Origin of the sequence: Pantoea sp. GbtcB22, assembly GCF_019091025.1 — a bacterium.
Classification (GTDB): Bacteria; Pseudomonadota; Gammaproteobacteria; order Enterobacterales; family Enterobacteriaceae; genus Pantoea; species Pantoea leporis.
In genome coordinates this window covers 634,546-660,413 of sequence record NZ_JAGXKB010000001.1, presented here as the reverse complement: position 1 = coordinate 660,413, position 25,868 = coordinate 634,546, and the positions used below count along the sequence as shown (strand labels likewise).

At 57.2% G+C, this 25,868-nt stretch carries 27 protein-coding genes; 19 read left to right on the top strand and 8 right to left on the bottom strand.

Annotated features, from left to right (window positions below; genetic code table 11):
* Positions 1-59: 59 nt before the first annotated feature.
* The 6 genes from pqqA to pqqF are packed head-to-tail and all read left to right on the top strand — an operon-like array spanning position 60 to position 5,592.
* On the top strand, positions 60-131 hold the full coding sequence (gene pqqA, locus KVT28_RS03060; protein WP_002905689.1) for a pyrroloquinoline quinone precursor peptide PqqA: 72 nt from the start codon (positions 60-62) through the stop codon (positions 129-131).
* A gap of 55 nt (positions 132-186) precedes the next feature.
* Positions 187-1,113, top strand: a complete 927-nt coding sequence (gene pqqB / locus KVT28_RS03055; protein ID WP_061720123.1) for a pyrroloquinoline quinone biosynthesis protein PqqB — start codon at positions 187-189, stop codon at positions 1,111-1,113.
* Entirely contained in the window at positions 1,110-1,865 is a 756-nt protein-coding gene (gene pqqC / locus KVT28_RS03050; protein WP_101764483.1) for a pyrroloquinoline-quinone synthase PqqC, read from the top strand. Before pqqB ends, pqqC begins: the two co-directional genes overlap by 4 nt.
* Positions 1,866-1,869: 4 nt before the next feature.
* Positions 1,870-2,148 (top strand): pyrroloquinoline quinone biosynthesis peptide chaperone PqqD, encoded by a 279-nt coding sequence (gene pqqD / locus KVT28_RS03045; RefSeq protein WP_061720121.1) that lies wholly within the window; start codon positions 1,870-1,872, stop codon positions 2,146-2,148.
* Positions 2,135-3,274 carry a pyrroloquinoline quinone biosynthesis protein PqqE gene (pqqE, locus tag KVT28_RS03040; protein ID WP_217546731.1) on the top strand — a complete coding sequence of 380 codons (1,140 nt, stop codon included), beginning with the start codon at positions 2,135-2,137 and terminating at the stop codon, positions 3,272-3,274. Before pqqD ends, pqqE begins: the two co-directional genes overlap by 14 nt.
* Positions 3,274-5,592: a pyrroloquinoline quinone biosynthesis protein PqqF gene (gene pqqF, locus KVT28_RS03035; protein WP_217546728.1), complete on the top strand. Its 2,319-nt coding sequence runs from the start codon at positions 3,274-3,276 to the stop codon at positions 5,590-5,592. The genes pqqE and pqqF overlap by 1 nt, the downstream gene beginning before the upstream one ends.
* Before the next feature lie 97 nt (positions 5,593-5,689).
* On the opposite strand, the gene dld is transcribed toward pqqF, so the two are convergent.
* Entirely contained in the window at positions 5,690-7,390 is a 1,701-nt protein-coding gene (gene dld, locus KVT28_RS03030; RefSeq protein WP_217546726.1) for a D-lactate dehydrogenase, read from the bottom strand.
* A gap of 434 nt (positions 7,391-7,824) precedes the next feature.
* On the opposite strand from dld, the gene KVT28_RS03025 reads away from it, so the two are divergent.
* The 12 genes from KVT28_RS03025 (at position 7,825) to KVT28_RS02970 (ending at position 17,451) form a co-directional block, all read left to right on the top strand.
* Positions 7,825-8,805 carry a 6-phosphofructokinase gene (locus tag KVT28_RS03025; protein ID WP_101764479.1) on the top strand — a complete coding sequence of 327 codons (981 nt, stop codon included), beginning with the start codon at positions 7,825-7,827 and terminating at the stop codon, positions 8,803-8,805.
* Between the two features lie 10 nt (positions 8,806-8,815).
* A complete protein-coding gene (locus KVT28_RS03020; RefSeq protein ID WP_008110086.1) occupies positions 8,816-9,130 on the top strand; it encodes a PTS sugar transporter subunit IIB in 315 nt (104 codons plus the stop codon).
* Complete coding sequence (locus tag KVT28_RS03015) at positions 9,123-10,496, top strand: PTS sugar transporter subunit IIC (RefSeq protein ID WP_008110085.1); 1,374 nt, start codon at positions 9,123-9,125, stop codon at positions 10,494-10,496. Before KVT28_RS03020 ends, KVT28_RS03015 begins: the two co-directional genes overlap by 8 nt.
* A complete protein-coding gene (locus KVT28_RS03010; RefSeq protein WP_101764478.1) occupies positions 10,483-11,325 on the top strand; it encodes a class II fructose-bisphosphate aldolase in 843 nt (280 codons plus the stop codon). Before KVT28_RS03015 ends, KVT28_RS03010 begins: the two co-directional genes overlap by 14 nt.
* 62 nt (positions 11,326-11,387) lie before the next feature.
* On the top strand, positions 11,388-11,657 hold the full coding sequence (locus KVT28_RS03005; protein WP_101764477.1) for a hypothetical protein: 270 nt from the start codon (positions 11,388-11,390) through the stop codon (positions 11,655-11,657).
* Positions 11,658-11,666: 9 nt separating this feature from the next.
* Positions 11,667-12,104: a PTS sugar transporter subunit IIA gene (locus KVT28_RS03000; protein WP_101764476.1), complete on the top strand. Its 438-nt coding sequence runs from the start codon at positions 11,667-11,669 to the stop codon at positions 12,102-12,104.
* The gene (locus tag KVT28_RS02995) at positions 12,101-12,685 is read left to right on the top strand and encodes a glucokinase (protein WP_101764475.1); all 585 of its coding nucleotides are present in this window, start codon (positions 12,101-12,103) and stop codon (positions 12,683-12,685) included. Before KVT28_RS03000 ends, KVT28_RS02995 begins: the two co-directional genes overlap by 4 nt.
* Positions 12,686-12,809: 124 nt before the next feature.
* Positions 12,810-13,604 (top strand): SDR family NAD(P)-dependent oxidoreductase, encoded by a 795-nt coding sequence (locus KVT28_RS02990; RefSeq protein WP_101764621.1) that lies wholly within the window; start codon positions 12,810-12,812, stop codon positions 13,602-13,604.
* 224 nt (positions 13,605-13,828) lie between these two features.
* The gene (locus tag KVT28_RS02985) at positions 13,829-14,185 is read left to right on the top strand and encodes a hypothetical protein (RefSeq protein WP_101764474.1); all 357 of its coding nucleotides are present in this window, start codon (positions 13,829-13,831) and stop codon (positions 14,183-14,185) included.
* Between the two features lie 49 nt (positions 14,186-14,234).
* A complete protein-coding gene (locus tag KVT28_RS02980; RefSeq protein ID WP_217546723.1) occupies positions 14,235-16,235 on the top strand; it encodes a protein-disulfide reductase DsbD in 2,001 nt (666 codons plus the stop codon).
* Positions 16,235-16,957: a DsbA family protein gene (locus KVT28_RS02975; RefSeq protein ID WP_110866094.1), complete on the top strand. Its 723-nt coding sequence runs from the start codon at positions 16,235-16,237 to the stop codon at positions 16,955-16,957. Before KVT28_RS02980 ends, KVT28_RS02975 begins: the two co-directional genes overlap by 1 nt.
* Positions 16,954-17,451 (top strand): protein disulfide oxidoreductase, encoded by a 498-nt coding sequence (locus tag KVT28_RS02970; RefSeq protein ID WP_217546721.1) that lies wholly within the window; start codon positions 16,954-16,956, stop codon positions 17,449-17,451. The genes KVT28_RS02975 and KVT28_RS02970 overlap by 4 nt, the downstream gene beginning before the upstream one ends.
* 16 nt (positions 17,452-17,467) lie before the next feature.
* Here KVT28_RS02970 and KVT28_RS02965 read toward each other — a convergent pair whose 3' ends face one another.
* A complete protein-coding gene (locus KVT28_RS02965) occupies positions 17,468-17,797 on the bottom strand; it encodes a cupin domain-containing protein (RefSeq protein ID WP_217546719.1) in 330 nt (109 codons plus the stop codon).
* Positions 17,798-17,925: 128 nt separating this feature from the next.
* On the opposite strand from KVT28_RS02965, the gene KVT28_RS02960 reads away from it, so the two are divergent.
* Entirely contained in the window at positions 17,926-18,564 is a 639-nt protein-coding gene (locus KVT28_RS02960) for an RpiB/LacA/LacB family sugar-phosphate isomerase (RefSeq protein ID WP_008110061.1), read from the top strand.
* Between the two features lie 798 nt (positions 18,565-19,362).
* On the opposite strand, the gene KVT28_RS02955 is transcribed toward KVT28_RS02960, so the two are convergent.
* From KVT28_RS02955 to KVT28_RS02930, 6 genes are all read right to left on the bottom strand, one after another.
* Positions 19,363-20,118 carry an ABC transporter ATP-binding protein gene (locus KVT28_RS02955; RefSeq protein WP_101764620.1) on the bottom strand — a complete coding sequence of 252 codons (756 nt, stop codon included), beginning with the start codon at positions 20,116-20,118 and terminating at the stop codon, positions 19,363-19,365.
* An 18-nt stretch (positions 20,119-20,136) separates the two neighbouring features.
* Positions 20,137-21,003 carry an ABC transporter ATP-binding protein gene (locus KVT28_RS02950; RefSeq protein WP_101764468.1) on the bottom strand — a complete coding sequence of 289 codons (867 nt, stop codon included), beginning with the start codon at positions 21,001-21,003 and terminating at the stop codon, positions 20,137-20,139.
* Positions 20,975-21,880, bottom strand: coding sequence for an ABC transporter permease (locus tag KVT28_RS02945; RefSeq protein WP_101764467.1), 906 nt, complete (start codon positions 21,878-21,880; stop codon positions 20,975-20,977). Before KVT28_RS02945 ends, KVT28_RS02950 begins: the two co-directional genes overlap by 29 nt.
* On the bottom strand, positions 21,877-22,902 hold the full coding sequence (locus KVT28_RS02940; RefSeq protein WP_101764466.1) for an ABC transporter permease: 1,026 nt from the start codon (positions 22,900-22,902) through the stop codon (positions 21,877-21,879). The genes KVT28_RS02945 and KVT28_RS02940 overlap by 4 nt, the downstream gene beginning before the upstream one ends.
* Positions 22,899-24,530, bottom strand: coding sequence for an ABC transporter substrate-binding protein (locus tag KVT28_RS02935; protein WP_217546717.1), 1,632 nt, complete (start codon positions 24,528-24,530; stop codon positions 22,899-22,901). The genes KVT28_RS02940 and KVT28_RS02935 overlap by 4 nt, the downstream gene beginning before the upstream one ends.
* A gap of 61 nt (positions 24,531-24,591) precedes the next feature.
* Positions 24,592-25,746, bottom strand: coding sequence for a mandelate racemase family protein (locus tag KVT28_RS02930; RefSeq protein ID WP_137385741.1), 1,155 nt, complete (start codon positions 25,744-25,746; stop codon positions 24,592-24,594).
* Positions 25,747-25,868 lie beyond the last annotated feature (122 nt).

Here is a 25,868-nt window from a genome sequence, read left to right as displayed (position 1 = left end):
AGCCGCAATCCTCTTCAGCAGAGATCTCTCTGCGTTTTTGTTTTATGAGGAAGACCATTATGTGGAAAAAACCTGCGTTTATTGACCTGCGTCTGGGCCTGGAAGTGACTCTGTACATCTCCAACCGCTAAGACTTCTGCCCGCCGTTCGTGCGGGCATTTTGTTTTCTCTCTTTGGTCAACGTTCATGTTTATTAAAGTCCTCGGTTCAGCGGCGGGCGGCGGCTTCCCGCAGTGGAACTGTAACTGCGCCAATTGCAGCGGCCTGCGCAACGGCAGCATTCAGGCGCAGGCGCGCACCCAATCTTCGATCATTGTCAGCGACAACGGTGAAGATTGGGTGCTGTGCAACGCCTCGCCGGACATCAGCCAGCAAATTGCCCACACGCCAGAACTGATCAAAAAGGGTGTGCTGCGCGGCACGGCGATTGGCAGCATCATTCTCACCGACAGCCAAATCGATCACACCACTGGCTTGTTGAGCCTGCGCGAAGGCTGTCCGCATCAGGTGTGGTGCACGCCGGAAGTGCATGGCGATCTCACCAGCGGTTTCCCAATTTTCACCATGTTGCAGCACTGGAATGGCGGCTTGCAGCATCATGCGTTAACGCCGCTGGAGCCGTTCCGCGTCGATGTCTGCCACAGTTTGCAGTTCACCGCGATTCCGATTCTCAGCAATGCGCCGCCGTATTCGCCGTATCGCGATCGCCCGCTGCCGGGCCACAACGTGGCGCTGTTCATTGAAAACACCGCCAACGGCCAAACGCTGCTCTACGCGCCGGGACTCGGCGAGCCGGATGCGGTGATCATGCCGTGGCTGCAAAAAGCCGATTGCCTGTTGATTGATGGCACGGTGTGGCAGGACGACGAGCTGCTCGCCACCGGCGTTGGCAAAAATACCGGCAAAGCCATGGGCCACTTAGCGCTGGCCGAAGAACAAGGTTTAATGGCGTTGCTGGCTGCGCTGCCGGCCAAACGCAAGATTTTGATTCACATTAACAACACCAATCCGATCCTTAATGAGCAATCGCCGCAGCGCGCCTATTTGACGCAGCAGGGCATTGAAGTGAGTTGGGATGGCATGGCGATTCATCTGCAGGAGTTTGCATCGTGATCATCACTGAAGCATTGTCGCCCGCCGCGTTTGAGCAGGCGCTGCGCGATAAAGGCGCGTTCTACCACATTCATCACCCGTATCACATTGCCATGCACAATGGCGAGGCGACGCGCGAGCAGATTCAGGGCTGGGTGGCGAACCGCTTCTATTATCAGACCAACATTCCGCTGAAAGATGCGGCGATCATGGCGAATTGTCCGGACGCGGCGACGCGGCGTAAATGGGTACAGCGCATCCTCGATCACGACGGCAGCAACGGTCACGAAGGTGGGATTGAAGCCTGGCTGCAGTTGGGTGAGGCGGTGGGGCTGGAACGTGACGTGTTGCTGTCAGAGAAGCTGGTGCTGCCGGGCGTGCGTTTTGCGGTGGACGCCTACGTGAACTTCGCGCGCCGTGCTAACTGGCAGGAAGCGGCCTGTAGCTCGCTCACCGAGCTGTTTGCGCCGCAGATTCATCAGTCGCGTCTCGACAGCTGGCCGCAGCACTATCCGTGGATCAAAGAGGAAGGCTATTTCTACTTCCGCAGCCGTTTGAGCCAGGCGAACCGCGATGTGGAGCATGGGCTGGCGCTGGCGCTTGAGGTGTTTACCCGCGCCGAACAGCAGAACCGCATGCTGGAGATCCTGCAGTTTAAACTCGATATTCTCTGGACCATGCTCGATGCCATGACCATGGCGTATGCGCTGCAACGTCCGCCTTATCATACGGTCACCGATCAGGTGTCCTGGCACAGCACAAGACTGGTATAACAACATGAAAGATAATGTGATTCCGGCTTTCCGTCGCGGCTACCGCATGCAGTGGGAAGCGGCGCAGGATAGCCATGTGGTGCTCTATCCGGAAGGCATGGCCAAATTGAACGAGACCGCCGTGGCGATCCTCGAACTGGTGGATGGCAAACAGGATGTGGCGGCGATCGTTGCCACGCTGGATGCGCGTTTCCCGGACGCGGGCGGTGTCGGCGACGACGTCAAAGAGTTCCTGCAATCCGCCATCGAACAAAAATGGATACAGTGTCGTGAACCCGAGTAAAAGCGTGACGCCACCGCTGTGGCTGCTGGCAGAACTGACCTATCGCTGCCCGCTGCAGTGTCCGTATTGCTCCAATCCGCTGGATTTTTCCCAGCAGGAGAAAGAGCTGACCACCGAACAGTGGATTGAGGTGTTTCGTCAGGCGCGCGCCATGGGCAGTGTGCAGCTCGGTTTTTCCGGCGGCGAACCGCTAACCCGTAAAGACCTGCCGGAGCTGATTCGCGCCGCGCGCGATCTCGGTTTCTACACCAACCTGATCACCTCCGGCATCGGCCTGACGGCGAAAAAACTCGATGCCTTTGCCGGCGCCGGACTCGATCATATCCAGATCAGCTTCCAGGCCAGCGATGAAACGCTGAACGCGGCGCTGGCCGGGTCAAAAAAGGCCTTCCAGCAGAAGCTGGAGATGGCGAAAGCGGTGAAAGCGCACGGCTATCCGATGGTGCTGAATTTCGTGCTGCATCGCCACAATATCGACCAGATCGACAAAATCATCGATCTCTGTATCGAACTGGACGCCGACGATGTCGAGCTGGCGACTTGCCAATTCTATGGCTGGGCGCAGCTCAATCGTGAAGCATTGCTGCCGACGCGCGAGCAGATCGCCAACGCCGAAGCGGTGGTGGCCGATTATCGTCAGCGCATGGGCGCCAGCGGCAATCTCACCAATCTGCTGTTCGTGACGCCGGATTACTACGAAGAGCGGCCGAAACCTTGCATGGGCGGATGGGGATCGATCTTCCTCAGCGTCACGCCTGACGGCACCGCGTTGCCGTGCCACAGCGCGCGTCAGCTGCCGGTTGAGTTCCCGTCGGTGCTGGAGCGCACGCTGGACGATATCTGGTACAACTCGTTTGGTTTTAACCGCTATCGCGGCTTTGACTGGATGCCGGAACCCTGTCGCTCCTGCGATGAAAAAGAGAAAGACTTTGGCGGCTGTCGCTGTCAGGCCTTTATGCTGACCGGCGATGCCGATAACACCGATCCGGTGTGCAGCAAATCGCCGCATCACGGCAAGATCCTCGAAGCACGACGTGAAGCCAACTGCAGCGACATCAAAATCCAGCAGCTGCAGTTCCGCAATCGCAGCAACTCCGAACTGATCTTTAAGCAGCGCGTCACCTGATGCACGCGCGCCAGCTCACGCTCGCCAACGGCCTGCGCTGCTATCTTTATCATCAGCCCGACGCGCGTGAGGCGGCGGCGCTGATGCGCGTGCAGGCCGGCAGTCTGGATGAAGCGGATCGCTGGCCGGGTTTGGCACATCTGCTGGAACATCTGCTGTTTTGCGGCAGCGAAGTTTTTCACGGCGACGACCGCCTGATGCCGTGGCTGCAGCAGCAGGGCGGCCAGGTGAACGCCACCACGCAGTTGAGCCGCAGCGCCTATTTCTTTCAGCTCCCAGCTGCAGCGTTGTCAGCAGGGGTGCTGCGGCTGTGCGATATGTTGGCGTCACCGTTGCTGACGGCGCAGGCCATTCAGCAGGAAACGGCGGTGATTGAGGCTGAGTATCAACTGCTGCAAAACCATGCCGACACGCTGAGTGAAGCTGCCGTGCTGGATAAGTTGCCGGGACGTTTCCAGCGCTTCCGAGTCGGCAGTCGGCAGGCTTTTGGTGACAATGTCACGGAGTTGCAGTCCGCATTACGCGACTTCCATAGCCACCTGTATTGCGCTGAAAACATGGAACTTTGGCTGCAAGGCCCGCAATCACTGGATGAGCTCGAACAGCTGGCGGCACGCTTCGGCGGCAGTTTGCTGGCGGGTGGAGAACGCGCTGCGGCTATTGAAGCTACGCTGTTGCAAGGCGATCGTTTACTGCAATCAGGCGGTGAAGAAAATTTCTGGCTGACGATGTTGGTGGCGGGCGATGAGCAGACTGTGCGTGACAATGTCACATTATTAAAAGCATTCTGGCAGGACGAAGCGCCCGGCAGCTTGCTGGCGCAGTTGCGCGTTGAGGCGTTATGCGAAACCTTTGACGCGCATTGGTTATGGCAAGATGAGCAACAAGCGTTACTGGCGCTGCGCTTTAGCGCCAGGCGCATTTCCCCGGCGCAGGCGCAACAGATTGAGCAACGCGTTTGGCAGCATCTGGCTGCGTTAACTGAATGTAATGCGCTTCAGCTGCAGCACTACGCACAGCTCGCGCAGCAGGATTTCGCGACCTTGTCGCCGCTGGAACAGTTGCGCGGCCGGGCGTTGGGATTCGCGCCGGGTTGCGCGCTGCCAGACAACTTCCCCGATTTTGCCGCAGCGTTGCCAGATTGTCCGTGCACGCGTCTGCTCACGCAGCAACAGATTGACGGCGCACCGCATCACACGCAGGGCTTCACCTTGCAGCTGGCCGAGTGGCTGCCGCCGTCGTTGGCTGCGACCAAACCCGCAGCGTTTCACTTCTATCCTGCTTCAGCCGCTGTTCCGCTCCCTCGTCTCCCGCCCGTGGCGCAGTCGTTGCCGCTGATTGCACCGGTAAAACAGGTTGAAACGCTGCTGCTGCGTCCGGCGTTTTATCACACCTTGAGTGACGAAGACGCGCAGTCGCGGCAGCGCCAGTTACGCCCGTTGCTGGCGGAATTGCGCCACGCGGGTGGCAACGGCAGCTGGCAACAGACGCATGCAAGCTGGCAGCTGCTGCTCAATCTGCCCGCATCCGCCGATCGCGCGTTGTTTAGCGTGCATCAGGCAATACAGGCGCTGAACACGCAGGTGCTGGCGCAACCCGCAGCGAATACCCCTTCGATTGTGATTCATCAATTGCTTGCCGCTTTGCCCACTTGCTTGATCAAGCCGTTACCCGCGCCACAATGGCTGGCGGCATGGTGCGGCACCAATACCGCATTAAGCCAGCGCGTGGCGCATCTGCTCAGCGATTTTACGCCGGATCTGGCGCGCGACACGCCGCCGGCACGACTGCAACACGGCATCGTGCCCATCGCCTGCGACGGGCGCGATCAGGCGCTGCTGCTGTTTATGCCGTTACCGCAGGCCGATGATGCCAGCCTGGCCGCTTTACGCGTGCTGGCGCTAATGCTGGAAACGCGCTTCTTCCAGCGGTTGCGCGTGGATCAGCAAATTGGCTATGTGGTGTCGGCGCGCTATCAGCGGGTGGCGGATGTGGATGGCTTGATGCTGGCGCTGCAATCACCGGATATCTCCTGGCGTGCGCTGCTGGGTCACTGCAAACGCTTTATGCGTGAGATGGTAGCCGAGATCGCGGCAATTTCGCCGCAAAAGCTGGCGGCATGGCAGGCGAGCTTAATGACGCAATGCGCAAGCAAAGACAATGGCGATGCCGCACTCGAAACCCTGCGCCAGCAGCACGGCCTGGCCACTCTCAAGCGCGCGGCTATTCAGGCACTGACGCTGCAGCAGCTCCAGCAACTGCATCAGCGTCTGCTGCGCGAACGGCATCGCTGGTTGATTTTGGTCAATCAAAGCTGAAAGATTCAACCGAAACGTACGTGAAATCATTCGTCATTACGTAGGGTCGCTATTTATGGTGACCGAGTGCGCATGAATGCGCACCCTAAGTGCGATGCTACATCTCCCGCCAAAACTTCTTCTTACTGGTTTTACCAATCCCTGGATTACAGCTGTTGGTGGGATCAAGCTGTTTCCAGTGCGCGACATGCTCACACGACGCCTGATAAAGGTGCCCAACATTGTGCTCGGCGGGATACTTCGCGCCGCGCTGTTCCAGATACCGTTTCACCTCTTCCTTAAACACTTTCGCGTCGTAGCCGGGTTTCAGCACGTAATCCTGATGATTGACGAAGCAGAAGAAGTGCCCGCAGCACGAATCAACCTGCACCTGCGCCGCCAGATGATCGGGCAGCGTCAAACGCCATGCATCGTCATTACGGCGCAGCGCCACGTCGAAGGCTACCAGCCGCTCGTTGGGGTTGTAACCCAGCGCGTCGCAGTAGGAAATGGTGCAGCCGCCCACGCCGAAACGCACCAAAAACGCATCTGCCGCTTCACGCGCATTGCAGCGGAAAAAGCCGCCTTGCTGCTCAGCAAAGAATTGCTGCAGTAAACTCTGCAACTCGGCGGTTTGCGGCGACTCTACTTTGATCATCAGATGATGTTGATACTCGCTGCGGTAATCCATGATGCGCGGCGCGATAAAGCTCGGCGTCAATTGGTTGAAGAATTGCAGCACCCGATCAACAAAATTGCGCGGCAGGAATTTAAGATGGCTGACGCGCACATCCCATTTGGCTTTATTGGCCATCATCTGCGGAATGGCCTGCGGGCCCAGTTTGCGGATCGCCAGATACATATGCTTGGCATAGCGCACGGTTAAATCGAAGGCGTTGCGATGGATATATTCCGCCTGCAGCGGCAGTTCGCTCATTTCGGTTAGCAGGAAACGGCGCAGCGCCACCAGCACGCTCTCATCGTTAGTGCCGATGTAGAAGGTGTCGCTGCCGGCGCTGGCTTCGAAGGTGGGCAAGCGTACAGCGAAAACCACCACTTTACCGGCGCTGCCCGAGCTGTCGTGCAGGTAGCGCAGATCGCCATTGAAGCGTGCTGGGGAATCCGCGGTCACATCTCGTAAGCGGTCGGCGTAGTCATCGGCCCAGATTTTACCCTGCCAGTCGGCTTGCTCGCCGGTTTGATACTGCTGCTGCGTGAGATTTGCCAGCATCACTTCTGGCGTGTCGCCCAACTCGATGCCGAGGTGATTAACCATCTCTAAGCGACCATCCTCATGAATACGGGCGAACAAGGATTTTTCGGTAAACGCGGGGCCGCGCCGAATCAGCGAGCCACCGGAATTATTACAGATCCCGCCGACCACCGACGCGCCGATGCAGGATGATCCAATCACCGAGTGCGGCTCTCGACCGAGCGGCTGTAAGGTGTGCTCCAGTTCGGTCAAGGTGGTGCCGGGGAAGGCGATCACCTGGCGCGCCTGATCGATCACCTGCACGCCTTTGAGCTGGCGGGTGCTGATGATCACGATATCGCGGTCGTAATCATTGCCGTCGGGCGTTGAGCCGCCGGTGACGCCGGTATTTGACGCCTGCATCAACACAATCACATCGTGCGCCACGCACACCTGCAGTGTTTGCCACAGCTGCAACAAGGTTTGCGGTAACGTCACCGCCAGCGCGTCACCGCGCCCGACGCGGAACCCCTTTATGTACCACGCTTTATCATCCGCATGGGTTAATAACTGTTTGTCACCCACCACCGCGGCCAACTTAAGCAAAATATCCTTCTGCATGCTCATTTTTCTCTTCTTTATTCTTTATCTGCCACGGTATTGGACAAGCACAGTTGCACTGAGTCAATCATTCACTGGCCCTGACGCGTAAATAACGCACGGAATCATTATCCCTTTTTACTTTACGGAATAACCGGCAGGAACCGATAAAAATGCGCGGGAAATCACAAAATAGATCGAAATAAAATTCGCGAAGGGCGCATTTATTTGGCTTGCTGATTTTACTGCGCAAAATAAATATAAACCTATGATTTTATTTGTTATTAAGGTTTTAAGGTGAAAAATGCCATGTGATTGATATCACAAAAATAAGCCTTTGTTGGATGCTGTCAATTATCTCACTCGGGAAATTCATCGCAAAAGTGTGACATTCGTTGCAAATAACAATGCGGTTAATCGGAAGAATGAATTCCAGACGCACAGCATAAAGGATGATGACAATGAGAATTGGCATGGTGATCAGCGGTGGCGATGTCACCGGGATTAATAACTTTGTGTATCAAATATCGCGCTTAACTCAAGCGGAAATGGTGTTATTTAATGGTGGTATTCCAGGCTTACTGGAAAACAATCATCAGGAAATATCCCAACGTGATTTAGTGGATTACGCCATCGCCGCTATTCCGGTGATGCAATCGGGACGAACCAGCAGGAAATTAATTCGCCCGGAATATGAGATGATCGCCAAACACCTTAAATCGCTGCGCATCGATGTATTAATTATGGCGGGCGGAGATGGTTCATTACAATTCCTGCATACGCTGAGCGAATTTGGTGTCAACTGTTTTGGCGTCGGCATGACCATCGATAACGATGTCTTTGGCAGTGATTACAGCATCGGTTTCTCCACCGCCTGTGAGCAGGTGTTAAAAGAGGTGGCGAAGTTACGTAATACCGGCCGCGCCTTAACCGGTCGTGTATTTATGGTGGAGCTGCTGGGCGGTTATTGCGGTGAATTAACCTTGCAGTCAGCGATCAAATCCAATGCCGATTTCGCGCTGATACCGGAATGCCAGATTGCACCGCAGGAGCTGGCGGAGCGCATCACTCAGCGGCTGGCGGCGCAGAACAGCGTGATAATTTTGTGCTCGGAAGGCTATACCCGTGAATATTCGCCGGGCTTTCAGGGCGCTATCGATACCTTAATTAAACAAATTGAACCGTTAATTGGTGTGCGTATTCGTAAAACGATTATCGGTTATGGCCTGCGTAATGGCGATCCTACCTGTGAAGAGATTTATCAGGGCACCATTATGGCCAGTGAAGTCGCGCGTTGTATTCAGTCGGGAATGCGCAATAAAGCGGTGATTATTAATGGCAGTAATCGACCGATTCCGATTGATTTAATAAGCATGAAAAAACGCCTGGTCGATACGGAAGGGCATCATTATAAACTCGCTAAACAACTGCAAATTCTGTGAGGAAATAGCCATGCTGAAAATATTATGTGTCTGTGGATGTGGTTTGGGTTCAAGCTTTGCGATTGAAATGAGCGCCAAGTCAGTATTAAAGAAACTCGAAATTGATGCTGATATTGATCACACCACCATTTCTGAAGCCAACGCCTTTAAATCCGACATGATTTTAACTCAGAAAGCCTTTGCTGATGTGTTAAATGCCGATGCCAGCCCGGAACAGATCAAACGGGTGATTATTCTCAATAAGCTGACCGACAAAGCAGAAATTGAAGAGAAAATCGTGGCGTTTATGAAAGAACGTAACTTAAAGGTTGCTAATCATGAATAGTGTCATCGACTTCCTGGTAAAAGACTTATTGGGGCAGGCATCGATACTGATCGCCTTTATTGCCCTGATTGGTCTGCTACTGCAAAAAAAATCGGCGGGCAAGGTGGTGGAAGGCACCTTTAAAACCCTGCTCGGTTTCTTAATTATGATGGCCGGTATCAACATTATTGTCGGTACGCTGACCTTCCTGAACACCATTTTCACCCACGGCTTTGGCATGCAGGGTTATATCACCGACGTTGCCGCCATTGCCGGGTTAGCAAACCGCGAGCTGGGTTCAGAAGTGGCGCTGACGCTGTTGGTGATCTTTATCGTCAACATCATCATTGCGCGTCTGACACCGTTCAAATACATCTTCCTTACCGGACAGGCGCTGCTGTGGATGGCGACCATCGGTGCGGTGATTGGCTATAAAGCGGGGCTGACAGGTTTACCTCTGATCCTTACCGGCGGCATTTTTGGCGGCATTATGGCGGTGGTGATGCCTGCACTGGCCCAACCGGTGGTGCGCCGCATCACCGATTCTGACGACGTGGCGCTCGGGCACTTCTGCACTATTGGCTATCTGCTGACGGCGGCGGTGGCAAAGGTGGTGGGCAAAGGGTCGCGCTCCACCGAAGATCTCAAACTGCCCGACAACTTTAAATTCCTGCAGGACACCTATCTGTCGATGGCGGTGGTGATGGTGCCGATGTACCTGATCCCTGCGGTCGCCGCCGGTCCGGAATTTATCGGCCAGTACAGCAACGGCATGAACTACCTGATGTACGCCTTTATGCAGTCGATTCAGTTCGTGTGCGGTGTGTTCGTGCTGTATAGCGGCGTGCGTCTGTTGCTGAATGAACTGGTGCCGGCTTTCCGTGGTATCGCCATGCGTCTGGTGCCGGATGCAAAACCGGCGCTCGACTGCCCGGTGATGTTCCCGTACGCCCCGAACGCGGTGATCGTCGGCTTCCTCGCCACCACGCTGGGTTCGGTGGTTGGCATGCTGGTGTTCCCGATGTTCGGTCTGGCGATGATTCTGCCAGGATTGCTGACTAACTTCTTTGCCGGTGGCACCGCAGGCGTGTTCGGTAATGCGCTCGGTGGGCGTCGCGGCGCAATGATTGGCGGTTTCGTGCACGGTCTGTTCATTACCTTCCTGCCGGCGATTCTGGTGCCGATGCTGGAAAGCTACGGTTTTACCGGCGTCACCTTCAGTGATTCGGATGTCATCAGTACCGGCCTGGTGCTCGGCCATGCATTCCAGAATAACTGGCTGTTCGTCGCGCTGTTTATCGCCTTTATTACTCTCATCGCCTGGTTTGTTAACGGAAAATCCACCAAGTCTAAATCCCATGAGGAAAAGCTCCATGAAACTTTATAACTTTACCGATCTGTTACAGGTGGCTAAAGAACGTGAATTTAAAGCGCTCGGTTCCTTTAATTTGCACTGCCTGGAAATGTTGCCCGCCTTTTTTAAAGCAGCGGAGAAAACGAATAGCCCATTAATGATTCAGATCTCAACCGGAACCGCCAAATATCTCGGACATAAATTATTGGTAGATGCGATTCGCTCATTGTCGGAAAGCCGTAACGTGCCGACCTGTTTGCACCTCGATCACTGTTCGGATTTAGACGCTATCCAAACCGCGCTGGATGCGGGCTTCAGTTCAATTATGTATGACGGTTCACATTTGCCGATTGAAGAGAACATCGCCAATACGCGCCGTGTTATTGATATGGCGCGCCCGCTGGCGGTTTCGGTTGAGGCGGAACTGGGCGCGATTGGCGGTTCGGAAGATGGTAAAGAGGTGGAAATGAACGATGCGGCTTTTACCACCGTCGATGAAGCCAAACGCTTTGTCGATGAAACCGGCGTCGATATGCTGGCGATCTCCATCGGCACGGTGCACGGCTTGTACACCGGTAAAGCCCATATTCAACATCAGCGCCTCGCGGAAATTACCGATGCTACGAAAACGCCGCTGGTGCTGCACGGTGGTACCGGCGTCAGCGATGAGGATATGCGTCTTGCGGTGCGCAGCGGGATTGAGAAAGTCAACGTTGGCACCGAGATGAATGTGCAGTGGGTTGCAAACTGCAAGCAGACGTTTGAAAAGGGCAAGGTCAACGACAGCGTGCGTAATTTCCTTGTGCCGGCCAACGATGCCGTGACCAATGTGCTGGTAGAAAAGATTCAACTGTTCCGCTAATTCCGACTTACTCATGACGTAATAACCTGAGGTGCCCGGCGCCATTCGGGGCAGGAGATGCTATGTTTGGATTCTTGAAAAAGGGCTCTGATAATAAGAGCCAGGATTCACAGGAAATAGATCTTCAGGCTGAAACCATCAGCCGGAAAATAAGCGAACTGGAACAACAGTTGGCTAGTAATCCGCAGGCGGCAGACACGCAAAAACAATTAATGCTGGAATATAATCGTGCATTAAATATCTTTGCCAAAAGTCGACACTATCGTCAGGAAATTGATCCGTTGTTTGTCAAAATTGATGAACTGCGTAACACCATTCGCAAATCGTTTTAAGGAGGCAGTATGAGTATTAAACAGCTGCTGCAGGAGGCAAGTGCGATTCAGGTGGGGATCAGCGCCAGGGATTGGCGCGAAGTGATCGCGCTGGCGGCGCTGCCGCTGGTGAACGGCGGTTACATCAAAGCCAGTTACCCGGAAGCGGTGATCGCTAACACGCTGGAGCATGGCGCCTATTACGTGTTTGAGGAGGGCATCGCCATTCCCCATGCGCGGCCGGAGGCCGGCGTGCTGAAAGATTGTTTCAGCATGATTGTGCTGGATGAGCCGATCTCATTCGACGGCAGTGACAAAGCCGACATCGTGATTATGTTCGGTGCGCGTGACAGTAACGCCCACATTGAAGAGGGCATCCGCGCGATTGTTACGCTGCTGGAGGATGAGGAGACGCTGGTGCGACTGCGAAAGGCCAGCAGTGCCGCGGAGGTGATAGAAATCCTATGACAACCGACACTGAAGAGAAAATTGTCGTGCTGGTGAACGGCATTCCGGCTTCCGGCAAAAGCACGCTAACGCGCGCGCTGGCCGAGCATTTCGGCTTTCCGGTGCTGACGCTGGATAGCCTGAAAGAGCCGTTTATGGCCAGCTTTGCGCCGGTGGATCGCCTGCGCAATCGCCAGTTAGGTTGTGCGGCGTATCAGGCGATCTGGCAAGTGGTGGCGCAAGCGCCGACGCGTTGTATCTATGTCATCGATGCCTGGTTTGGCTTCCAGCCGAAAGAGGTGCTGCAGCAGGGATTGCAGCAGGCGGGCGTGACGCGGGTGCTGGAGCTGTGGCTGGCGATCACGCCGGATGAGGCGGTAGCGCGTTATCAGGCTCGTTTAACCGATCGCATGCCGGGACATCCGGGCGCGGAGTATCTGCCAGAACTGCGCAAGTTAGCAGAAACCGCCCAACCGATGGCGCTGGGTCCGGTGTTGCAGCTTAACGCACGCAATCCGGATCAGGCGGCAGCCTGCGCCTGGTTGCAGCGTCAACTGCGGCTGCCGATCAGCGCTCAACCGGCTTTATCGGCCTCGGGCTAAATAATGTCGGCAGCAGGCTGAACGTACATTAGCCCTGCAGCCGACAGCGCCATCGCATGATTCGTCAATGCATCTTCTCCTGCCTGAACCAGGCTTTGTGATTACGCTCACAGAGGAAAGCATGATGAATATCGATTTACACGGAAAAACAGCCTTAGTTACCGCATCAACTGGCGGTATCGGTTTTGCCATTGCACAAGGTCTGGCAGCCAGCGGGGCGGAAGTGGTGCTGAACGGGCGCAGTGAAGCCTCGGTGAGTCGTGCGCGCGAGAAGCTCAACGGATTAGTGGCGGGCGCCAAAATTCACACCTTTATCGCCGATCTCGGCAGTGCCCAGGGCGTTAAGCAACTGCTTAACGGCTTGCCGCCAATCGATATTCTGGTGAATAACGCCGGGATTTACGGTCCGCAGGATTTTTATGAAGTGGATGACGACACCTGGGACGCCTATTGGCAAACCAACGTGATGTCCGGCGTGCGCCTGTCGCGGGCTTTATTGCCGGAGATGGTGAAGCGTGGTTGGGGCCGCGTGGTGTTTATCTCCTCTGAATCAGCCTTGAACATTCCCGCCGATATGCTGCATTACGGCGTGAGCAAAACGGCGCAGCTGTCGCTGGCGCGCGGTCTGGCGAAAGTGGTGGCGGGCAGCGGCGTGACGGTAAACAGCGTGTTGCCCGGCCCAACGCTCTCTAATGGCTTTGCCGCGATGATGGAAGATGAGGTGAAGCGCACCGGTAAGCCGCTGGAAGAGCTGGCGAAAGAGTTTGTGATGGTGCAGCGGCCAAGTTCGGTGATCCAGCGCGCCGCCACGGTGGAAGAGGTGGCGAATATGGTGGTGTATGTTTGCTCGAAACAGGCGTCGGCGACGTCCGGTGCCGCGCTGCGCGTCGATGGTGGCGTGGTGGATGATATTGTTTAACGCCGTGTAACGATAAAATATTGATGGCCGCAATCATCGTAGCGGCGCCATTTATTGCGTCGTGTTTAGGTGGGTAATATGCCTTCGTTGAGATGCGCGATAAATCGCGCCGCTACGATGCTGGATCTGGGTTGAGCACCACAAAGACAAAAGTTTACACAGCAAAGCTTGGTGTTTCTGCTGCAGATGCTTAAAATGTCCGCACTTTTCTCTGAGGCTGCGGCATGACGATATCGCTATCACGCGCAAAATGGATTCTGGCACTGGTTTGTCTGGTGCTGGCGTTTTGTCTCGTCCAGCGCAGCTTCAATTTGCCTTCCGCACCTTTAGCGCAGGTCAGCGCGTCCGCGCACACCAACAGCAGTGATGATGCCAGCGGCAGCGAAAAACCCTGTGCGCTAAGCGCCAAATCGCTGAGTGCCGCCGCGCCAATCCTTGATACCGCATTGCCTTTCCTGCTGTTGCTGCTGGCACTGATCGCCACTTTCACACAAACTACCACTTGCGTCGGCTATCGCCGCGCACCGCTGTTTCCGCCTCTGCGACGGCGGCATCTGACCTTTTGCGTCTTCCGGGAATAACACCTGCGCGTTACATCGCGTAAACCCTGTTATTCATTGGAGAATTCACATGACTGTATTGATCAGGAGCCTGCTGCTCCTGCTGGCGAGCTGCGCAATCACTGCGCAGGCGGCAGACACCGGCTGGCTGCGCAATGCGCAAAACAGCCACGCCGAAGTGCGCTTGCGCAGCGCCAGCCACAACGATAATCAGCAACTGCTGCTGGATGTTCGCCTGCAACCCGGCTGGAAAACCTACTGGCGTACGCCAGGCGAAGGCGGCGTTGCGCCGGAAATCCGCTGGCAAACGCCGGCGGTCAAGGCGCAATGGTTCTGGCCCGCGCCCGAGCGTTTTGACGTCAGCGGCTTGACCACGCAAGGCTATAAAGGCGATATCACGCTGCCGATCGAGCTGGCGAAACTGTCGAGCCAGCAACTTGTGGGAACGCTGACGCTCTCAACCTGTAGCGATGTTTGCATCCTCACCGACTTCCCGTTCAGCCTCGATCTGACCCAGCCCGCAGACGCCGATTTTGCCCGCGATTTCGCCGAGGCGATGGGGCGCATCCCGGCGGCTAGCGGCTTAACCGATCAACTCCACGCCAGCTTTGTAAATGGCGAATTGCAGATCCGCGCACAGCGTCAGGGCGGCTGGCAACAGCCTGAACTGTTCTTCGATTATCCGCCGGGCAGCATGCTGGCGGCACCGACGATCCGTGTGAATGGCGACACGCTCAGCGCGCGCGTAGCGGTCACCGATGAATGGGGCGAAGCGGCACCGGATCTGCGCGGCAAAACGCTGTCGCTGGTAGTTGCGGATGCTGGCATTGCGCAGCAAAGCGCGATAAATATCGGCACGGAAACGCTGGTGTCCGGCGATGCGGCGCAAACCTTATGGTCGGTGTTGCTGCTGGCGCTGCTCGGCGGCTTGATCCTCAACCTGATGCCGTGTGTGTTGCCAGTGCTGGCGATCAAGCTCAGCAGCCTGGTGCAGCAGCAAGGGCAAACGCAGCGTCAGACGCGCCAGCAGTTTCTCGCCTCCAGCGCTGGAATCATTTTCTCCTTCCTGCTATTGGCGCTGCTGATGACGGGACTGCGACTCAGCGGTCAGGCGCTGGGCTGGGGCATTCAGTTCCAGAGCAGCGGCTTCCTGCTGGTGATGGTGCTGGTGATGTTCCTGTTTAGCGCCAGCCTGTTTGATCTGCTGCATTTCCGCTTGCCGTCGGGTTTGAATACCAAACTGGCGACGCAGGGCGGCGACGGCTTGCTCGGCCACTTCGGCCAGGGCGCGTTTGCCACCTTGCTGGCCACGCCGTGCAGCGCGCCGTTTCTCGGTACGGCGGTGGCTTATGCGCTGACGGCACCGCTGCCGCAGCTATGGCTGCTGTTTGTCGCGCTCGGCGTTGGCATGAGTTTGCCGTGGCTGCTGGTGGCGGCGTTACCGGGCATGGCGCGCTGCCTGCCGCGTCCGGGGCGCTGGATGCTGCATCTGCGCAGCGTGCTCGGCCTGTTGATGCTGCTCGCCACCTTCTGGCTGGTGACGTTGCTGGTGCCGCATTGGGGCAGCACCTTCGCGCTGGTGCTGGCGGGCGTGTTACTCGTGGTGTTGTGTGGCTGGCTGGTGAAACGTCGCGCGCTGCAGCAGGCGGGCGTGGTGTTTATCACCCTGACGCTGGCCGGAGCGCTGTTCCTAATGACGCGTATCTCGCCGGAAGAGGAGACGCTGCACTGGCAGCCATTGACCGAAGCGGCGATCCATCAGGCACTTGAGCAGGATAAACGGGTGTTTGTCGATGTCACCGCCGACTGGTGCATCACCTGTAAAGTGAATAAATCTCGCGTCCTGAATCAGCCCGATGTGCGTGCTGCGCTCAAAGCCGATGATGTGGTACTGCTGCGCGGCGACTGGACGCAGCCCGATCCCGCCATTGGTGAATTCCTGCGCCGCCGCGACCGCGTGGCGATCCCTTTTAACCAAATCTATGGCCCGGCACTGCCGCAAGGCCAGATTTTGTCACCGCTGCTGAGTCGTGAAGCGGTGATCTCCACTCTCTCTGAGGCGAAAAAATAATGAAGAAATCCCTGTTACTGCCACTGATGTTCCTTGCCATGCCTGCACTGGCGGCCGCGCCTTTTACGCCTGAGCAGGAAGCGCGCATCAAAGAACTGATCCGTGAAACCCTGGTGCAGAATCCGTCGATTCTGGCGGAAGCCGCTGATGCCTTTGATAAAGAAGCAGCGCAACAGCAGCAAAACGTAGTGGCGCAGATGGTGAAGAAAAACCACGATGCGCTGTTTAACGACGCCGGTTCACCGCGTATTGGCGCTGAAAAACCGGCGCTGACGCTGGTCTATTTCACCGATTACAACTGCGTGTTCTGCAAGAAGTTTGAAGCCGATATCGAAAAACTGATTAAGGCTTATCCGCAGGTAGCGGTGGTGATCAAACCGCTGCCGTACCGTGCTGAAACCTCTCTCACCTCGGCGCGTCTGGCGCTCACCGTGTGGGAGCAGCAGCCGAAAAACTTCCTAAAGCTGCATGAGCGTTTGATGGCGAAAAAGGGCAATCACGATAACGCCAGCATCGACGCGGCGCTGGAGAAAACCGGCATCAAGCTGAAAGAGCCAAGCAAAGTGAGCCTCGATACCATCAACAGCAACCTGACGCTGGCGCAGCAGCTCGGCGTTCAGGGCACGCCAGCCACGCTGGTGGGCGACCAGATGATCAGCGGCGCGGTGCCGTATGAGCAGCTGGAAGCGGCAGTGAAAGGCGCGCTGCAGGCGAAGCAATGAGTCGATTAAAGCGCTGGTTGCGTGAGGCGCTGCTGCTGGTGCTGATTGTCGCGGCTGCGCTGTGGGGCATGGATTGGCTGCGGGCACCGCAGCTGCCTGCCGACCTGGCGCAACAACCGCTGACCTCGCTGCAAGGTGAGGTGAATCTGGCGGAACTTAGTCAGGATCGGCCACTGCTGGTGTACGTCTGGGCAACCTGGTGCGGCGTGTGCAAACTCACCACGCCAACCGTAGCGGCGATGAGTCAGGAAGGTGACAAGGTGGTGAGCGTGGCGCTGCGTTCCGGCATTGACGCGCGCGTGGCAACCTGGCTGGAGAAGAAAGGGCTGCAAGGCGTGGCGATCAATGATGAGAGCGGGGCGATCGCCCAGCGCTGGGATATCAACGCCACGCCGACCTTTATCGTGCTGCATCAGGGCAAAGTCATCAGCACCAGCAGCGGCTGGACCAGCGGTTGGGGGCTGAAACTGCGACTTTGGTGGGCTTCCCGCTAATCGTTCTGGCGGCACGTTACGGTGCCGCCAGAAAATCCTCGCGTTGCGGCGTAAAGGTATCCAGCAGTACGCCCGCTTCCAGACACACGCAGCCGTGCACAATATTCGGCGCTTTATACAGCGTATCGCCGGCGCTGACTTCTTTCGTCACGCCATCAATGGTGAAGGCAAAACGTCCGGATAGCACATAGGTGAGCTGCTCATGCGGATGGTGATGCAGCGGACCGACAGCACCCTGCTCAAAGGTGACTTCTACCGCCATCAGGGTGCCGCCGTGCGCCAGTATTCGGCGCGTCACGCCGTTGCCTAAATCGTCCAGTCGGGTTGCGCTTTTAAAGATAAACATGATTTCTCCTTGCAGGTTGCATCGTCAATATGTGACTTAACTCACAGTCAAAAAGGCATTTAAAGGCTGCATTTTAACGTTCTTTGATTAAAATGAAACGGTGTTTCAATTTAATCTGAGGATGGATCATGAAAATCGCTTTGATGATGGAAAACAGCCAGGCTGCGAAGAACGCAACGGTGTTGAAAGAGCTTCAGTCTGTGGCGCAACCGCTCGGGCATCAGGTGTTTAACGTCGGTATGAGCGACGAACAGGATCACCATCTTACCTATATTCACCTCGGCATCATGGCCAACGTACTGCTTAACAGCAAAGCGGTGGACTTCGTGGTGGCCGGTTGCGGTACCGGCCAAGGCGCGTTGATGTCGCTGAACCTGCATCCCGGCGTGGTGTGCGGCTACTGCATCGATCCGGCGGATGCTTACCTGTTTGCGCAAATCAACAACGGCAATGCGCTGTCGCTGCCGTTCGCCAAAGGCTTCGGCTGGGGCGCGGAACTAAACCTGCGCTTTATTTTCGAAAAAGCCTTTACCGGTGAAAAAGGGCACGGCTATCCGCCAGAGCGCAAAGAGCCGCAGGTGCGTAATGCCGGCATTCTGAACGAAGTGAAAGCGGCGCTGCTGAAAGAGAATTACCTTGATTCACTGCGCGCCATCGATCCTGAGCTGGTGAAAACCGCAGTGAGCGGCCCGCGCCTGCAGCATTGCCTGTTTGAACATGGGCAGAATCAGGAGATCGTGGGTTTTGTGCGTGAACTGACGCAGTAATCAATATTGGTTAAGCAAAGCCAGGGAAACCTGGCTTTGCTGTTTATGTCCTTCTTCATTTGCACTCCGGCATCAAAATGTTGGAGGAAATGTCGGAAAAAATGTCGGAGAAGACGTTAAGAGTTAGGCAGCTTCAGAGTCAGGGAAGCACTCGATTTTGTTATCCCTTCGATTCAACAGTCACGCGTATTTATCCTACCGACCAACCGTTGCAGACGTCTCAATTGTTCATTCAAGTCACCACAGACGACGTAATGCATGTCAGTTAAGCCAGTGACGAGTACGCAGGCCGGTGCCACTTTTGGTCCTGCGGTCCTCGCGCCGCTATCGCGGTACCTTCACTTCGCTCGTCTGCCTGACGGACCGGCGTAGACGGGACATCCTTGTCCCGACTCCGCCTTTCGCCCGCGTCCTGCGGGCTCTCCTGGCTTCCTCGCTTCGTTCAGCGCTGCGGATTGCCGGCCCAAAAGCGGCCCCGGCCTGCTTAAACTTCAGTGCGTGTTGTTGAAAAGGGCTCATAGGTTAGAGGCGCTGGTGCGTCTGCTGCGGCAAAAGGGCTATTCGCAGCGCTGAGGCTTTTACGTTGGGCCAGGAGCCTCGCGCAAGGATGCGCGAGGCAGTTCGGGGTCGGCCAGGGATGGCCGATCCGCGAACGGTCCGTCGGCACAACGTGGAAGCCGAAGGCACCGCGCTAGCGGCGCGAGGACGGCCCGTGACGCAGCAGATGTGTCAGAGCCCGCAACAGGTTTAAAGCAAAATGCTTTCTTATCAGTAAGGATTACGCCATAAATGGCGACCCTACGCTAAAACCCCGTTATCCTGCCGGCTCGCATCCACCAGCATCTGCGTATACGCCACCTGCGCGCGATTGTGCACCAGCGCATCGACATCCAGCGTCTCCAGCACTTTGCCGTGTTGCATCACCGCCACGCGATGGCACAGATGCGCCACCACGCCGAGATCGTGCGTCACTATCAAGTAGGTCAGCTTCTCCTGCTGCTGCAGATCACTAAGCAGATTGAGGATCTCCGCTTGCACCGAGACATCCAGCGCCGAGGTCGGTTCATCCAGTAGCAATACGCGCGGTTCGAGAATCAGCGCCCGGGCGATGGCAACGCGCTGGCGCTGACCGCCAGAAAGTTGGTGCGGATAGCGGGTTTGCCACGCGCGATTGAGGCCAACTTTCTCCAGCATGGCGATAACGCGCTGCTGACGCTGGCCGATGCCGTGAATCTGCAGTGGCTCCTCGAGAATATCGCCGATGGTGTGGCGTGGATGCAGCGATCCGTACGGATCCTGAAACACCATCTGCACGCTGCGGCAGCGCTCGCGCGCGATGCGATGCGCCAGCGGCACGCCATCAATCGCCAGCTCGCCGTGCCAGTGGGTGAACAGCCCGGCGAGGCACTTCAGCACCGTGGTTTTGCCCGATCCGGATTCGCCAACCAGGCCAAAGATTTCACCCTGATGAATCGACAAATTGACGTCGAACAGCACCTGATTACGTCGCTCCTCCTCACCAAAACTGAGGTTGAGATTACTTACGCGGATCATCTCGTTCATCATTGCTCCTTAGGGTTGCAGCCAGCTGGCCTGACGTTGCAGCACCGGCAGACGCGCTCGACGCTGATCCATATCGGGCAGTGCAGCGAGGAGGCCTTGCGTATAGGGATGCTGCGCCTGAGCGAGTTCGCTGGCCGCCAGCGACTCCACCACGCGCCCGGCATACATCACCAGCACGCGGTCACAGAAACGCCGCACCAGATTGATGTCGTGACTGATAAAAATCAGCCCCAGACCGCGCTGTTTCACTAAATCATCCAGCAGCGCCAGCACCTGCAAACGCACCGAAACATCCAGCGCCGAAGTGGGTTCGTCGGCAATCAGCAGCTCAGGCTCGGTAATCAGCATCATGGCGATCATCACGCGCTGGCCCTGACCACCGGAAATTTCGTGCGGATAACATTGATAGATGCGGCCCGGATCGCGCACCTGCACCACATCGAGCATCTCCATCGCCCGCTGCCGCGCAACCTCGCGCTGGCCGGGATGATGACTGCGCCAGGCTTCAGCAATCTGCTCACCCACGCGTACCACCGGATTCAGCGAATATTTCGGATCCTGCATAATCATGGAGATGCGCTTGCCGCGAATGGCGCGCATCTGCGCCGGCGTGGCACACAGCAGGTCCACGTCACCAAACTGCATGCGCTGCGCCGTGACCTGCGCGCTGCGCGGATGCAGCTGTAACAGCGCGCGGCCAACGGTGGATTTGCCGGAACCGGATTCACCCACAATCGCCAGTTTCTCCTTGCCCAACTGGAAGGAGATGCCGCGCACGGCGGGCGTCACCAGCCGGCCATTGACGAAATTGACCTGTAAATCCTGCACGTCGAGCAACGGTGCAGCGCTATTCGCTGCGGGGATCGAGGATGTCACGTAAGCCATCTCCTAAGAAGTTGAACGCTAAGCTGTTGATCAGAATCGCCAGACCTGGCACCGTCACCACCCACCAACACTCCAGCATGTATGTGCGGCCGCTGGCGATCATCGCGCCCCATTCCGGATCCGGCGGCTGCGCGCCCAAACCGAGAAAACCGAGTCCGGCAGCGGTGAGAATGATGCCCGCCATATTCATGGTGATGCGGATAATCACCGAAGGCAGGCACAGCGGCACAATGTGTTTCCACAAAATGCGCAGTGACGAGGCGCCCTGTAAGCGCACCGCGGAGACAAAGTCGGCCTGACGCAGCGACAGTGCTTCAGCGCGCGCCAGGCGGGCAATCGGCGGCCAGGCGGTGAGCGTAATGGCGATCACCACATGCTCCAGCCCCGGACCGAGCGCGGCGACAAACGCCAGCGCCAGCACCAGGCTAGGAAAGGAGATGAAGATGTCGGTGACGCGCATCAACACGCTATCCACTTTGCCGCCGAAGTAACCGGCGGTGACGCCGAGCAGCAAGCCCAGCGGACCCACGGTGATCGAGACCAGCAGCACGATATACAGCGTGATGCGCGCGCCCCATACCAGACGGCTGAAGATGTCGCGGCCAAATTCATCGGTGCCAAACCAGTGCTGCGCGTTGGGCGGCGTCAGCGCGTTGTTGAGATCCTGAATCAGCGGATGGTAGGGCGCAATCCAGGGTGCGAACAGCGCCACCACCAGCAGCAGCAAAATGATGCCGCCGCCAATCGCGGTTAGCGGGTTGCGCGCCATTTGCCCGAGAAAATGGCCGATGCGCGCGCCGGTGCGGCGACAGCGCGCCAGCCGTTCGCGCGTCTGGCTGGCTAACGGCGTATCGAGAGAAATCGTCATACTTTGGTCCTCGGATCGAACACCTGATAGAGCAGGTCAGAGAGAAGATTGAGCAGCACGAATATCAGGCCAACCACCAGCACGCAGCCCATCACCGCATTCATATCGCCGAGCATCAAACTGCCGGTGAGATAGGACCCAAAACCGGGCCATGAGAACACGGTTTCAATCAGCACCGCGCCTTCCAGCAGCGAGCCGTACGCCAGCGCCACCACCGTGAGCAGCTGCACCAGAATATTGCGGAACGCGTGCTGCCAAATCACCTGCCATTCGCTGAGTCCTTTCACCCGCGCCGTCAAAATGAACTCCTGCGACAGTTGCGCCAGCATAAAGCTGCGCGTCATGCGGCTGATGTAAGCCAGCGAGTGAAAGCCGAGCAGGGACGCAGGCAGAATCAGGTGATTGAGCGCATTGCTAAACACCGTGAAGTCGCCCACCAGCAAGGCATCGATCAGCAGAAAACCGGTGCGACGCGGCACAATGCCATCGAGACTGAAATCAACACGGCCCGCGCCGCCGACCCAGCCGAGATGGGCATAAAACAGCAGCAGACCCACCATGCCCACCCAGAAGATCGGCGTGGAGTAACCCGCCAGGCTGATGATGCGCACCAGATAGTCAATCACGCTGTTGCGGCGTGCGGCGGCCCACACGCCCAGCGGGACGCCGAGGCCGGTACCAATCACAATCGCCAGCGTCGCCAGTTCCACCGTGGCCGGGAAGACGCGCAGGATATCGTTGATCACCGGCTGCCCGGTCAGTAGCGCCAGCCCAAGGTTGCCGTGCAGCAGGCCTTGCAGATAGATACCAAACTGCACCCACAGCGGTTTATCGAAGCCGAGTTGGTGATAAACCTGCTGATACGTATTGTGATCGGCATCCGGCCCGACAATCGCCAGCACCGGATCGAGCGGCATCACGCGACCAATAAAGAAGGTCAGCAACAGCAGGCCAAACAGCGTGATCGCCACCTGAACGGTGCGGCTACGCAGGCGCCGCCAGTGGCTTTTTGTCAGCTTCATTGCGCACCTCCCGCCAGGCTGTCTGGCGTTTTCCATACGTCACGCAGGAAAGTGGTGGCCGATGGATGTGGCACGTAATCCTGCACCCGATTATTCACCACCACCGAATCGGTCATTTGCGAGATCGGCATTAGCGCTGGAATCAGCTGGTCGTAGCGCTGCTGGATAGCGAAGTAATCCTGCTGCTGCTGTTTTACATCTCGCTCCAGCAGCGCTTTATCGATCATGCTGTTCAGCTGCGCGTCATAAAAACCGGTGCGCCAGCCCTGAAAATTGGTGAGGCGCGCGCTGTCGGCGTTGTTGGGGTTGTACACCAGCGCGCGCAGGCTGGAGTGCGGATGCGGCTCCACGCCGCTGCCGCCGCGCCCGACCAGCAGATTGAACTGACGATCGCGCATCGCACCGTAAATCTGGTTACCGGTGCCGGTAATGATTTTGGCGCGAATGCCGCCCTGCATCAGCGTGGACTGAATCGCGATGGCGACATTGAGGAACGGCTGATCGGCCAGCACGCGCAGCGTGGTATCAAACCCGTTGGGATAACCGGCGGCGGCCAGCAAGGCTTTGGCGCGCGGCACATCCAGCTTGTAGCCAGGATCGGGCAGCGTTGCCGGCATGCCGGCTTGAATTGGCCGCTGATGCAGCGTGCCGTAACCGGCCATCAGCGTTTTGTTAATCCCCTGATAATCCACCAGATAACGCAGCGCTTCGCGTACCTGCGGATGGGCGAAGTGATCGTCCTTCATGCTCATCGCCAGGTAATAAATCGTGCCTTTTTGTACCGCGTCGATGGTGAGATCGGGATCGTGGCGCAGCGCTTTTACATCGGGGATCGCCATGTTGCTGGCAACATCGAGATCGCCTTTCTCCATCATCAGGCGCAAGGTTTGCGACTCCTGCAGATGACGGAACACCACACGCGTCAGCTTCGGCGCACCGCGCCAGTAGTGGGCATCGCGGCTGATGCGCAGCACATCTTTGGCCTGCCACACATCCAGGCGGAACGGTCCGGAACCCGCTTCGTGGGTGGTGAGCCAGCGATTGCCCCAGTCGTTATTCACCGCCTGCGCCTGCACGGTTTTGCTGTCGAGTACCACCATGCTGCCGAGCGCCGCCAGCGAATAGAGCACCAGCTTGGGATCGTTAGGCTTGGGCAGGCGAATCACTACCGTGTGCGCATCCGGCGCGCTGATCATCTGATCCACGTTCTCTTTGCTGAAGCCGTAAGATTTCCATACCGAGGCCTGTGCCAGATTCAGGTGCAGCACGCGGCGCATCGACCAGATCACATCGGCGCTGCTCAGCGGATTGCCGGAGTGGAAGGTGACATTGTCACGCAGGTGAAAGGTGAGTTGACGATTGTCGGGGCTGATCTCCCAGCGCTCAGCCAGCGCCGGGCGCACGTTGGTGAGCTGTTGCGGATCTAACTCGACCAAACCGTCATAGAGATTGACGACAATGCCGACCACTTCGTTGCCGGTCATGGCGGCGGGATCGAGCGTGAGCAGGTTATTCATGTTCATGCCCACAATCAGCTGGTCGTCTGGCGTGGCCGCCAGCAACGATGGGCTACAGGTGAGCAGCAGCAGCGCGGCGCACCACGCTCTGCAGGGGTTCATCAGGTTCATAAGCAAAGTCCAGCAGGTCAGAGGTTTATCGTTTTTATGCCGTACTGCTTGTGTTGGGCGCTTACCAGCGATTTAGCGTGTGTGTCTCAATCCACGCGAAATTGATGTCCTCCCCAAGTCCGGGACGCGTTGGCAGATGGACAAAACCCTCTGCGTCCATGGGATCGACCAGCGCGTTGAGATAGGCCGGCGGCTGTTCGTAATCAAGGAACGGATGCAGCAGACCGCGTTCGTACCAGCGGCAGTTGCGGATAGCGCCGACCACCGCGATGCTGGCGGCGCCGTTGCCGTGTACTTCGCAATCCATACCAAAGGCTTCGGCCAGGCTGGCGACCTTCATGGTGGCGGAGATGCCGCCGACGCCGTTAGCGCCAGCGCGTAGAATGTCGCAGGCACCAGCGCGGACCCAATCGGCGCGGCTGTGGTGTTTGCCGCCGAGACTTTCCGGGCCGAGCACGTCAATGCTGAGGTTTTCCGCCAGCCACGCGTATGACGCCATGCTTTCCTCTTCCATCGGCTCTTCGAACCAGGCGAAATTGAGTTTTTCCAGCGCTTTGCCAATGGTGAGCGCCTCGCTGCGGCTGTACCAGTGATAGCCGTCGAGCATCAGGGCGATGTCCGGGCCGACCGCTTCGCGCACCGCGGCGCAGGCTTTGATGTCCATTTGGGTGCTGGGCGCGAACGAAACCGGCGGCATCCAGGTGTGCAGTTTGATGGCCTGATAACCGCGCGCGACCAGTTTTTCGGCAAACTGCGCGTATTCATCGGGCGTGGATAAACCGCCTTCCAGCTCATCGCCGCACATGGTGCTGCCGTAAGCGGGAATTTTCTCGCGATAACCGCCAAGCAGTTTGTGGACCGGTTGTTTGAGCTTGCGACCAATCAAATCCCACAGCGCCTGTTCCACCGCCGATAACGCACGTTCGGTGAGCTGATGGGCGCTACCGCGCTGCCAGTGCACCAGATCCTGCCACAGACGCTCGCGATCAAAGGCATTTTGCCCAATCAGCACTTTGCGGAAGAAGGCGTTCACCACATGCGGCCGAATCACTTCGGCGGGGGCAAACGCGTAGCCGCAATCGCCATCTTCGCTGGCGATCGTTAGCAGCGCCATTTGGGCATCGGTCTCTGCGCCGGGATGCGAATGTCCGGCGCTGTCAGAGACGCGTCGCGTGGGGTAGCTAAACAGGGTGACATCAATGGCACTGATCTTCACGGTAACTCCTCCTTCAACTCAGTGGCTTGCCTAAATCAGGCATTAACATAAAAAATAAAACATCGTTTCATTTTGTAATTTAGCGTTCACATTTTGTTTACGCATTAGCCAAAGCGCGGGAT